9 protein-coding genes and 1 pseudogene are annotated in these 10280 nt (G+C 73.2%); all 10 read right to left on the bottom strand.

Annotated features, from left to right (window positions below):
- Positions 1 to 180 precede the first annotated feature (180 nt).
- Positions 181 to 1530, bottom strand: a complete 1350-nt coding sequence (locus F8279_RS27375) for a hypothetical protein (RefSeq protein WP_091417783.1) — start codon at positions 1528 to 1530, stop codon at positions 181 to 183.
- A gap of 3 nt (positions 1531 to 1533) precedes the next feature.
- A complete protein-coding gene (locus tag F8279_RS27370; protein ID WP_091417780.1) occupies positions 1534 to 2499 on the bottom strand; it encodes an alpha-ketoacid dehydrogenase subunit beta in 966 nt (321 codons plus the stop codon).
- Positions 2499 to 3470: a thiamine pyrophosphate-dependent dehydrogenase E1 component subunit alpha gene (locus F8279_RS27365; protein WP_151501470.1), complete on the bottom strand. Its 972-nt coding sequence runs from the start codon at positions 3468 to 3470 to the stop codon at positions 2499 to 2501. The genes F8279_RS27370 and F8279_RS27365 overlap by 1 nt, the downstream gene beginning before the upstream one ends.
- On the bottom strand, positions 3467 to 4264 hold the full coding sequence (locus F8279_RS27360; RefSeq protein ID WP_091417773.1) for a DUF3050 domain-containing protein: 798 nt from the start codon (positions 4262 to 4264) through the stop codon (positions 3467 to 3469). Before F8279_RS27360 ends, F8279_RS27365 begins: the two co-directional genes overlap by 4 nt.
- A 2-nt stretch (positions 4265 to 4266) precedes the next feature.
- Positions 4267 to 5190 (bottom strand): phytanoyl-CoA dioxygenase family protein, encoded by a 924-nt coding sequence (locus F8279_RS27355; RefSeq protein ID WP_151501469.1) that lies wholly within the window; start codon positions 5188 to 5190, stop codon positions 4267 to 4269.
- Positions 5187 to 6293 carry a 4-hydroxyphenylpyruvate dioxygenase gene (hppD, locus tag F8279_RS27350; RefSeq protein ID WP_151501468.1) on the bottom strand — a complete coding sequence of 369 codons (1107 nt, stop codon included), beginning with the start codon at positions 6291 to 6293 and terminating at the stop codon, positions 5187 to 5189. The genes F8279_RS27355 and hppD overlap by 4 nt, the downstream gene beginning before the upstream one ends.
- A gap of 60 nt (positions 6294 to 6353) precedes the next feature.
- The gene (locus F8279_RS27345) at positions 6354 to 7616 is read right to left on the bottom strand and encodes a beta-ketoacyl synthase (protein ID WP_091417767.1); all 1263 of its coding nucleotides are present in this window, start codon (positions 7614 to 7616) and stop codon (positions 6354 to 6356) included.
- Complete coding sequence (locus F8279_RS27340) at positions 7613 to 9232, bottom strand: class I adenylate-forming enzyme family protein (protein ID WP_151501467.1); 1620 nt, start codon at positions 9230 to 9232, stop codon at positions 7613 to 7615. Before F8279_RS27340 ends, F8279_RS27345 begins: the two co-directional genes overlap by 4 nt.
- Positions 9229 to 9729, bottom strand: coding sequence for a beta-ketoacyl synthase chain length factor (locus F8279_RS27335; protein WP_091418464.1), 501 nt, complete (start codon positions 9727 to 9729; stop codon positions 9229 to 9231). Before F8279_RS27335 ends, F8279_RS27340 begins: the two co-directional genes overlap by 4 nt.
- Before the next feature lie 110 nt (positions 9730 to 9839).
- Positions 9840 to 10280 (bottom strand): annotated as a pseudogene (locus tag F8279_RS27330) (beta-ketoacyl-[acyl-carrier-protein] synthase family protein); the annotation flags it as partial.

Below are 10280 nucleotides of genomic sequence, written 5' to 3'. Positions count from 1 at the left end.
GCACTCTGCGTCCGTTTTGTCGCCGCTAAGTTCATGATCATCGGGATCAGGGGCCTGGTCGGCCAGCCCGCAGCCCCGATCCGCTCCGTTGACCAAGGAGTTTGGGTCGGTTACGCGCCCCCGGGGAGGACACAAACTCCTTGATCAACGCTGGGAGTGCGAGGGTGGGCGGGAAGAGGGTCAGTCGGTGAGCAGGATGCCGGTCAGAAGGACGCCTCGGGCCAGGTTGAGGACCTCGTCGCAACCCGGGTAGCCGACCCGCGCGAGCGCACCGGATCCGGTGCGGTCGAACAGGTACGGGGCGAGGCTGTACGGGACGTCGGCGGTGACCGTCTCACCGGTCTCGATCTGCACGAAGTCCATCGCCACCCGGTCGGCCTCGTGATAGCGCTGCAGGATGTTGCCGCCCTCGGCGATCGCCGCGCGTACCCCGTCCGCCCACGCCACCGCTGTCATCTCCCGGCCGATCAGCACACCGTGCCCGGCCGAACCGCCGGCCGGCTTGGCGACCAGGTCGGCCTGTTCGGCGAGCGCCCGGTCGAGCTGGTCGGAGGTGAGCGCCACGGTGTGCGGCACGTACCGACGGATCAGCGTCCGGTCGTCCTCCGGCAGCAGGTCCAGGTCGTCCCAGAGCCACGCGTAGTTCAGCTTGTTGCTGAGCAGCCAGGCGGCGCTGCTGACGAACATCGGCAGCGTGCCGGCGGCGAGCGCCCCGGCGACCGCGTCCAGGCCGGGGCTGGGGGTGACCCGGTTGGGCACGAACAGCCGGAACAGGGCGTCGACCGGTGCGCCGCCGACGACGAGCCGGTTCTGCGCGTCCAGCGTGGCGGTGGCGACCGGGGCGATGACCAGGTCGATGCCGAACGGGCGGGCCTGGTCGATCAGTGGGGACAGGATCCGGATGAACGTCTCCGGGTCGTCCAGTCCCGGGTAGTCGGCGTCGAAGTCCATCAGCAGCGCCACCCGCGCGCCGTCGGGCAGGCCGAGCGTGTCCCGGATGGCCACGAACCGCTGGTCCAGCAGCGAGGGCGCGGGCCGCGACCCGTCGAGCAGGTCGTGCGCGTGGTACAGCTCGGCGTACCGCTGGATCACGGTGTCGGCGTCGAAGCCGCCGCCGAGGCTGCTGTCGATGTTGTACTCCACGATGCACGGCACGCCGCCGGAGAACAGCACGTCCGGCCGGTACGCGGCGAGCAGCCCCTCGTGCAGTTCCTCGTCCGGGTCGAGCAGCCGGGTCTCGCCGTCCGGCACGTCGAGCAGCAGGCGCAACTCACCGGCGGTACGGGCGCGACGCCGGCACGCCTCCAGGATGAGCTGGGCGATACGGTCGCTGACCTCGTTCAGCTCGCGGAACGCGTCAGCGGTGAACACCGGCGGGCGGGCCAGCCGCCACTGCTTGTTGTACGTGGCCCGGCCGTGGAAGATCTTCTCCCAGGCCGCGGCGCCGGTGGTCACCATCGCGGTACGGGTGGACTCGGGCAGGTCGGTCCACGCCTGGCCGAGCGGCGGCCACGTGTAGTTGGGGTCCATCGTTCATCCGTCCTTGAGGGTCAGTTGGATGGCGGCGGTGAGCTGGTCGCGGCCGGGTTGCACGGCCCGGTCCAGGGCAGGCGCGAAGGGCAGCACGGCGCCGTCGGGGCGGGTCACCCGCCGGGGCGGCGCGGCCAGCCGGACCCGCTCGACCACCGTGGCGATGATCTCCCCGGCGATGCCGCAGGAACGGTTGCCGTCGTCGACGACGACCAGCCGCCCGGTGCGGCTCACCGACTCGACCAGCCCGTCCCAGTCGAACGGGTAGAGCGTGCGGGGGTCGAAGACCTCCACCGACGCCTGGCCGGCGAGTTCCTCGGCGACGGCGAGCGCGTCGTGCACCAGGTGCCCGACCGCCACCACAGTCACGTCGGCGCCGGGGCGGCGGACGATCCCCCGGCCCAGCGGCACGGCTGCCAGGTCGGTGACGTCGGCGCGCAGGTCCAGGGCGCCGGCCGGGGCGAAGACCACCACCGGGTCGTCGCAGCGGATCGCGGAGACCAGCAGCCCGTACGCGTCGGCCGGGGTGGCCGGTACGACTGTGGTCACCCCGACGTGGGCGAACAACGCGTACGGGTGGTCGGAGTGCTGGCCGGCCCAGCCGGTGCGGGAGCCGGAGCCGGGCACCACGTAGGTGACCGGCACCGCGCACTGGCCGCCGGTCATCAGTGGGAACTTGTGCGCGTGGTTGACGATCTGCTCGAAGACCAGGAACAGCAGCGACGGGATCTGGAACTCGACCACCGGGCGGGCCCCGGCCAGCGCGGCGCCGGTGGCGAAGCTGGTGAACGCCTGCTCGGACAGGGGCGTGTCGCGGACCCGTTCCGGGCCGAACTTCTTCAGCAGGCCGGTGGTGACGTTCGCGGCGGCCACCCGGATGTCCTCGCCGAGCACCACGACCGACTCGTCGCGGGTCATCTCGTCGGCCAGCGCCCGGGTGAGCGCCCTGCGGTAGGAGAGCCGGGGCATCAGCCACCTCCGGTCCGGGCGGTGAGCCCGCTGGCGTACAGGTGGTCCAGGGCGGTCGCCGGGTCGGGGTGCGGCCCGGCGAGCGCGAATTCGACGGCGGCGTCCAGTTCCGCCTCGACTGCGGCGTCCACCTCGGCCCGCACGGCCGGATCCAGCCGCGCTCCGGCGATGTCGACCGGATCGCGGGACCGGCCCTCGGCCACCTCCTCCGGCGGCCGGTAGTCGAGGCGTACCTGATGTTCGAAGGTGTGGTGGGCGTCGAAGCGGTAGGTGCGGGCCTCGACCAGTTCGGGGCCGCCGCCGGCGCGCATCCGCGCGACGGCGGCGGCGGTGACCTCGTGTACCGCCTCGGGGTCCTGCCCGTCGACGGCGGCCGCCGGCATGCCGAAGGCGGCGGCCCGCCCGGCGATGGTGCCGGCGACCGCGCCGGCGACCGGCATGGTGGTGGCGTAGCCGTTGTTCTCGCAGACGAACAGCACCGGTATCCGCCAGAGCGCGGCCAGGTTGAACGCCTCCAGGAGCATGCCCTCGTTGACCGCGCCGTCGCCGAAGAAGGTGGCGCCGACGATGTCGGCGCCGCGCCGCCGGCGCTCCCACACCGCTCCGGTGAGGATCGCGCCGGCGGCACCGACGATGGCGTTGGCGCCGAGGACGCCGACGCCGAAGTCGGCGGCGTGCATCGACCCGCCCCGGCCCCGGTTGAGCCCGGTGACCCGGCCGCACAGCTCGGCCAGCATCCGGGCCGGGTCGGCGCCCTTGGCGAGCACGTGCCCGTGCCCGCGGTGGGTGCCGGTGACCAGGTCCTCGGCGGAAAGGGCCGCGCAGACGCCGGCGGCGATGCCCTCCTGACCGAGGTACGGGTGGATGCCGCCGACGATCTCCCCGGCGCGGACCAGCTCGATCGCGCGCTCCTCGAAGCGGCGGATCAGCCGGACCGTCCGGTAGAGCCGGAGCGGGTCGGAGCCGGTCACGCCGGACGGCCCTCCTTGACGGCGGCGAGGATGTCGTCCCAGAGGCGGGCGCGGGCGGCGAGCGCGGCGTTCACCGTGTCGGCGCACTCCTGCCACTTGGTGTCGTCGTCGCCGCACAGGTCGGCCAGCATCTGCATGGCCATCGGGGTGTGCTGCTCGCCGTCGACCTCGATGTGCCGCTCCAGGTAGTCGACGAACTTGTTCAGCCGGTTGCTGCGCTCGTTGACGGCGACGACCTGGGTGAACATTTCCGGGATGAGGTCCTCGCGGCCGAACGCGAACGCCGCGGCCTGGCAGTGCACCGGGGTGGTCTCGATGATCCGCCAGGTGGTGCCGGCGAACGCGGCCGACGCCGCGGGGACGCCGGCGGCGCCGAGCGCCTCGGTGACCGGGGTGCCGTCGCGCAGCAGGTCGACGAGCTTGTTCACGGCTGTGGTGTCGGCGCCGGCCTCGGTCATGCCCTGCACGTACAGCTCGAAGTGGCTGATGTAGCCCTCACCCAGCTCGTCGCTCTCCTCGACCATGACGATGTCGTTGATCAGGCGGCGGCTGCCGGTCGGCCCGGTGGGGATCCACGGCACCGTGACGCAGGTGAGCTGCCGCTGCAACGACTTCAGCAGGGACATGAAGTCCCAGACGGCGAAGACGTGGTGCTCCATGAAGGTGACGAGAGCGTCGTGGGTGTCGAGGTTGGCGTAGAGCGGGTGCTTGACCACCACGTCGCGGCGCTCGGTCACCGCCCGCTCCAGCCGCTCGATGCCCGGGTGCGTCTTACCCCAGTCGTACCGTGACATTGTCAGCCTCCCTGCTGGGCGCGGTCGCGCCAGATGACCGGGCAGTAATCGGGGTCCGCGTAGTCCGGCCGGCCCTCGTGGGTGCGGCGGACCAGCACGTCGTGGTTGTACGCGGCGAGCTTGCCGTCGGAGAGCGGATACTCCCGCCAGGCGTTGTCGCCGTCCTGCAGGTGCAGCGAGACGGCCCGGCGGGGCCGTCCGCTGACGTTCGCACCGCTGCCGTGGTAGGTGCGGCAGTGGTGGAAACTCATGTGTCCCTTGGGGATCACCATGGGGATCTTGCGGATCTCGGCGCCGTTGTACGCCGCGTTCTCGGCGAGCATGACTTCGAGCTGGTCGCGGTCCCGGTCGGCGAAGTGCCGCACCACCGTGTCGTCGGCGCCGATCTCCCGCCAGCGGTGCGAGCCGTCGACCATGGTGATGGTGCCCATCTCCTCGCCGCAGTCGTGGAACGGGATGAACGCGGTGAGCATGTTCTCCGACGACGAGGACGCCCAGTAGTGCTTGTCGAAGTGCCAGGGCACGATGTTCGACGGCTCACCGGCGATCGGCGGCTTCCAGATCAGCGTGGACTGGAAGATCCGGATCTCGGTGGCCTGCGCCAGCCGGGCGGCGACCGCCCCGATCAGCGGCTTGCGCAGGATGCGGGCGATGCCGTCGTGCTCGTGGTGGACGTAGTCGTTGTGCCGCTGCACGTCACCCCGGGACGGCTCCCAGTAGGCCAGCTTCGGTGGCCGTACCGGCAGCCGCCGGTCGCGTTCCCCGGCGTAGTAGCTGTCGGTGGCGGCGACGAGTTCGTCCACCTCGTCGTCGGTGAGCAGCTTCTTCGACAGGTACCAGCCGTGCTCGGCGTAGTGCCGGACGTCCTCGTCGGAGGGAAGCAGCGCCTCCTCCTCGGCGGTCAGCCCGGGATCGATGGTGGTCATGCCCCTACCCCTCCGGCCGCGACAGCGGCGGCGGAACTCGCCCCCGCCGCGGCCAGCTCGCGTTCCTTCGCCTCGTAGAGCGCCTTGATGTTGCCGCTGCCGAAGGTGCGCGCCCCGCGCCGCTCGATGAGTTCGAGGAAGAGGGTGCGGCGCACGTGCATCGACTCGGTGAAGATCTGCAGCAGCTGCCCGTCGTGGTCGGAGTCGACCAGGATGCTCAGCTCCCGCAGCCGGTCCACCGGCGCGTCCAGCCGGCCGACCCGCTGCTCCAGGCCGTCGTAGTACGCGCCGGGCGTGCTGGCGAACCGCACCCCGCGCCCGGCGAGCGCGCCGACGGCGGTGACGATGTCGTCGGTGCGCAGGCCCAGGTGCTGCACCCCGGCGCCGGCGTGCCAGCGCAGGAAGTCCTCGATCTGCCCCGGCCGGGCGCCGGTGTCCGGCTCCAGCAGCACGAAGGTGACCTTCCCGGACGGGCTCTGCACCACCTTGGAGTTCATCGCCTGGCCGGCGACCTCGATGTGCTCGGTGAAGATGTCGGCGAAGCCGAACACCTTCTCGTAGTGCGCGACCGTCTCGTCGAGCTGCCCCGGCGGCACGCAGATCGCCAGGTGGTCGACCTCGGCGAGCAGCGTGTCCGTCCCGTCGGGGGCGGTCACCGGCTCGATCGCGCCGGGCAGGAACACACCCGGGTCGCCGCGCCGCTCGACCAGGCGGTGCACCACGTCGCCGAAGCCGCCGACCTCGGCCACCACCACCTCGGCGTCCACGCCGGTGAAGGTGCGCGGCGGGCTCAGCGCCGTCGCGCCGCGGTCCACCAGCTCCGCGTACGCCCCGGCGGCATCGTCGACGGCGAGCGCCACCACGGCGATGCCGTCGCCGTGCCGGTGCACGTAGGTGGCCGCCGGGTGCTCGGCCGACAGGCCGGTGGTGAGCAGCAGCCGGATGCCGGCCTGGGCCAGCAGCAGCGACCGCTGCCCGTCCAGCCCGGTCTCCGGACCGCCCTGCCCGCACAGCCGGAAACCGACGGCGTTGTCGAAGTAGAAGGCCGCCTGCCGGGCGTCCCCCACGTACAGTTCGAGATGATCTATCCCGTTGATGGTCATGGGCTTCCCCTGTTCCCCCCGTGATCGCGACCCGGACGGACGCCCGGGACTGGAGTCCGGTCAGCCCGCGGCCGGGGTGGCGGCCCGGCGGGCCGGCCCGGAGAGCCGGCGCAGGAGCAGGCTGACGTTCTGGCCGCCGAACCCGAACGAGTTCGTCAGCGCGTGGCCGGCCCGGGTGGGACGGGGCACGGCGCGGACGTGGTCCGCCTCGCACTCCGGGTCCGGGTCGTCCAGGTGGTAGGTGGGTGGCAGCAGGCCACTGTCGAGAGCCAGCGCGGTGGCGGCGGCCTCCAGCACCCCGGACGCGCCGAGCAGATGCCCGGTGAGCGCCTTGGTGGAGCTGACCGGCACGCCGCCGGTGCCGAACACCCCGGCCAGCGCGATCGTCTCGGCGACGTCACCGAGCTTGGTGCCGGTGCCGTGCGCGTTGACGTACCCGACGTCGGCCGGCTCGACCCCGCCTGCCGCCAGCGCCCGGCGCATGCACGCCGCCGCGCCGGCGCCGTCCGGCCGCGGCGCGGTCGGGTGGTACGCGTCGGTGTTCGCCCCGAAACCGGCGACCTCGGCGTAGCCGCGCACACCCCGGCCGTCGGCGTGACCGGCGCGCTCCAGCACCAGCAGCGCCGCGCCCTCGGCCAGCACGAAGCCGTTGCGCCGCTTGTCGAACGGGCGGCTCGCCTCGGTCGGTTCGTCCCAGCCCCGAGCCAGCGCCCGCGCGTTGCCGAAGGTATCGGCGAACGTGCCGAACAGCGGCGCCTCGCTCGCCCCGCACACCACCACGTCGGCTTCGCCCGCGCGGATGAGGCGTACCCCGTCGGCGACGGCCTGGGCGCCGGAGGCGCAGGCCGTGCCGACCGACGAGCTGTAGCCGCGGATGCCGTGCGCGATGGCGATCCGGGCCGAGGGCATGTTCGGCAGGATGCCGGTGAGCAGGTACGGGCTGACCGCCGCCCGGCCCCGGGCGGCGCGCGCCAGGACCTGGCCCTCCAGCGTGGACATGCCGCCCACACCGCCGACGATCACCGCGATGCGCTCCGGGTCGACGTCGCGGCCCACCTCGATGCCGGCGTCGGCGAGCGCCTCGGCGGCGGTGATCAGGGCGAGCAGCACCACCCGGTCGAGCACCTTCGTCTCCGGTCCGGAGGCGACGCTGCGCGGGTCGATGTCCGGCAGTACCCCGGCCACCTCCAGGCTGCCCGCGGCCGGGTGCCCCTCGGGTGGGCGGCGCAGCCCGGACCGGCCGGTGAGCAGCGCGTCGAACGTGTCCGCCACGCCGCGCCCGGCCGGGGTGAACAGGCCCATGCCGGTGATGACGGCGCTCACGACGGCGCCTCGGTCAGGTAGCGCTCGCGCAGCGCCACCTTGCGCACCTTGCCGGTGACGGTGACCGGGATGTCGTCGGCGCGTACCGGGACGATCCGGCGCAGCGTGGCTGCCACGTCCGCGCCGAGCGCGGTACGGATCCGCTCGGCGCGGTCCGCCTCGGGGTCGGCGCCGGCGGCGAGCTCCAGCAGCACGTCGGTGGTGACGGTGCCGTCGTCCGACTTGACGATCACCACGGTGCAGTCGGTGACGTCGGGGCAGGCGGCGAGGATGCGTTCCTCGGACAGCGCGGTGAAGAACCGCTTCCCGTCGCCGGCCTCGACCGAGTCGACCGCCCGGTCCAGGTGGTAGTAGCGGCCGTCGTCGTCGGCGTACACCAGGTCGCCGGTGAGGTACCAGCCGCGCAGCCGGAACCGGTAGGTGGTGACCGAGTCGTTCCAGTAGCCGCGGAACAGCGACGGCGAGTCGATGCCCAGCCAGCCGACCTGCCCGGGCGGCAGCTCGTTGCCCTCGGCGTCGAGCACGGCGACCTTGGCGAACCGGTACGGGCGGCCGACGCAGCGGCCGTACCTGTCGGTGTCGGTGGTGTGGGTGATGTGGAACATCGAGTGGCCCATCTCGCTGGAGCCCAGGCCGTCGATGAACACCGAGCCGGGTACCCGGGTCACGCCGCCGCGGGTCACCACGTCCCTGGAGCCGACCGCGACCAGCCGCCGTACGTGCGGCTCGTGTGAGCAGTCGCCGGTGTTGAACCACAGCCGCACCGAGTCCAGGTCGTAGCCGGACAGGTCGAAACGGGCCAGCTCGGCCCAGGTGACCGAGAATCCGAACACGCCGTCCGGGCGCCACCGCTGGATCGCGTCGAGCACCCGCTCGCCGCCCTGCTCGGAGAGCAGGAACATCTCGGCCCGGTTGCCGAGCGCCTGGTTGACCATGAGCACCGTGGCCGTGTGCGGGGCGGGCAGCGCGTTGAGGATGCGTGTGGTGCCCTGCGCCTGCGGCATGGACAGCAGGTGGCGGGTGGCGGCGAACAGGCTGGCGTGCGAGTGCAGCACCGCCTTCGGCACGCCCGTGGTGCCGGAGGTGTGGGTGATCACGATCGGGTCGTCCGGGTGGTGCCGGTAGTGCGTTGGCGCGGCGTCCGGGTCGCCGGTCCCGGCCTGTGCGGGTTCGCCGAGCATCGGCGCGCCCAGGTCGTGCCCGGCCAGCGCCTCGGCGTGCGCGGCGTCGGCGAGCACCCCGGCGGCGCGCAGCCGGCGGATGTACTCGGCGGCGATCTCGGGGCGCAGCCGGCCGTTCATCAGCGCCGGGATGGCGCCGAGGCGGGCCAGCGCCAGGAACGACAGCACCATGTCGGCTGCGGTGCCGGCCCAGACCGCCACCGGGTCACGTGGCTTCACCCCGCGCTCGTGCAGCCAGGCCGCCCGGGCGGCGACCATCCGGTCGAGCCGGCCCAGGGTGATCGGGGTCTCGGCCGGGTGGCCGTCGACCTCGGTGTCGAACGTGAGCCCCGGCCCGTCCGGGTCGGCGCCGTGGGCCAGCACCCGGGCGAGCATGTTGCCCGCGCCCAGCTCCGCGTCGGCCGCGAGCGCGCCGCGCAGTCCCTTCGTCCTCATTGACGTGTTCCCTCCCCCAGCAGCACCGCGGTCGCCTCGCCCGGCGTGCCGTCCGGTGCCAGTTCGATCAGGATCAGCAACGCCTGTGCGGCGTCGCCGTCGTACAGCAGCAGGTCCGCCTCGGCCTCCCCCTCGGCCCGCGCGTCGCCGGTCGGGCTCAGGCACACCACCGGCCCGTCCAGTCCCCAGCGCGCCGCGACGTGCCCGGCCACGCTGTTCGGCACCGACTGGAAGAAGAACAGCGGCCCGATCCGCCCGCCGGCGGCCACTGTGGCGCGGACGTGCGCCGCCCCGGCGGTGTCCCCGCCCGCGCTGACCAGCACCACAGCCGTCCGGTTGCCCGGCGGCAGCGGCCCGGTGCCGTACCGCCGCGCGAGGCACCGCTGCGCCACCGCCGCCACCAGCGGATGGAACGGCGAGTGCACGAACCCCGGCACCCCCGCCGGGGCGCTGCCCTCATCCCCCGCCTCGGGCCACCGAGCCTCCGCGAGCACCACCACCCCTGCGCGCGATCTTGCAGTTGCCGCCCCGGGCGCGGGCGTTGTGCCCGTTTCGCCGGGGCCATGAGTGCAAGATCGCGGAGGGCCGGGGTGGGGGGTGAGGGCGGTCATGAGGTGCTCACCAGGAGTGCGATGTTGGCGCCGCCGAAGGCGGCGTTGAGGGTCAGGGCGTGTCCGGTGCGCGCCGGGCGGGGAGCGTCGCGGATGACGTCCAGCGGGCACTGCGGATCGGGGCCGAGCCAGCCGGCGGTGACCGGCAGCTTGCCGTGCCGCAGGGCCAGCACGGTGACCAGCAGTTCGAGCAACCCGGACGCCTCCAGAGCATGCCCGTGCACCGACTTGGTGGAGCTGACCGGCAGCCGCCCGGCGTCCGCACCGAAGACGCGGGTCAGCGCCGCCGCCTCCGAGGCGTCGCTGAACGGGGTGCCGGTGGCGTTGGCGTTGACGTAGCCGACCGCGTCCGGTGGCAGCCCGCCCCGGCGCAGCGCCGCCTCGACCGCCCGTGCCAGCCCCAAACCCTCCGGGTGCGGCTGGCACGGGTGGTACGC

Origin of the sequence: Micromonospora sp. AMSO1212t, from assembly GCF_008868145.1 — a bacterium.
Lineage (GTDB): Bacteria > Actinomycetota > Actinomycetes > Mycobacteriales > Micromonosporaceae > Micromonospora > Micromonospora tulbaghiae.
Note: the sequence above shows the minus strand (reverse complement) of the source record. Positions and strands in the feature narration are given on the sequence as shown.

Excerpts from the sequence above, each read along its gene's own strand:
- F8279_RS27375 (WP_091417783.1), bottom strand. The coding sequence starts at position 1,530 with ATGGACCCCAACTACACGTGGCCGCCGCTCGGCCAGGCGTGGACCGAC.
- F8279_RS27370 (WP_091417780.1), bottom strand. The coding sequence starts at position 2,499 with ATGCCCCGGCTCTCCTACCGCAGGGCGCTCACCCGGGCGCTGGCCGAC.
- F8279_RS27360 (WP_091417773.1), bottom strand. The coding sequence starts at position 4,264 with ATGTCACGGTACGACTGGGGTAAGACGCACCCGGGCATCGAGCGGCTG.
- F8279_RS27355 (WP_151501469.1), bottom strand. The coding sequence starts at position 5,190 with ATGACCACCATCGATCCCGGGCTGACCGCCGAGGAGGAGGCGCTGCTT.
- hppD (WP_151501468.1), bottom strand. The coding sequence starts at position 6,293 with ATGACCATCAACGGGATAGATCATCTCGAACTGTACGTGGGGGACGCC.
- F8279_RS27340 (WP_151501467.1), bottom strand. The coding sequence starts at position 9,232 with ATGAGGACGAAGGGACTGCGCGGCGCGCTCGCGGCCGACGCGGAGCTG.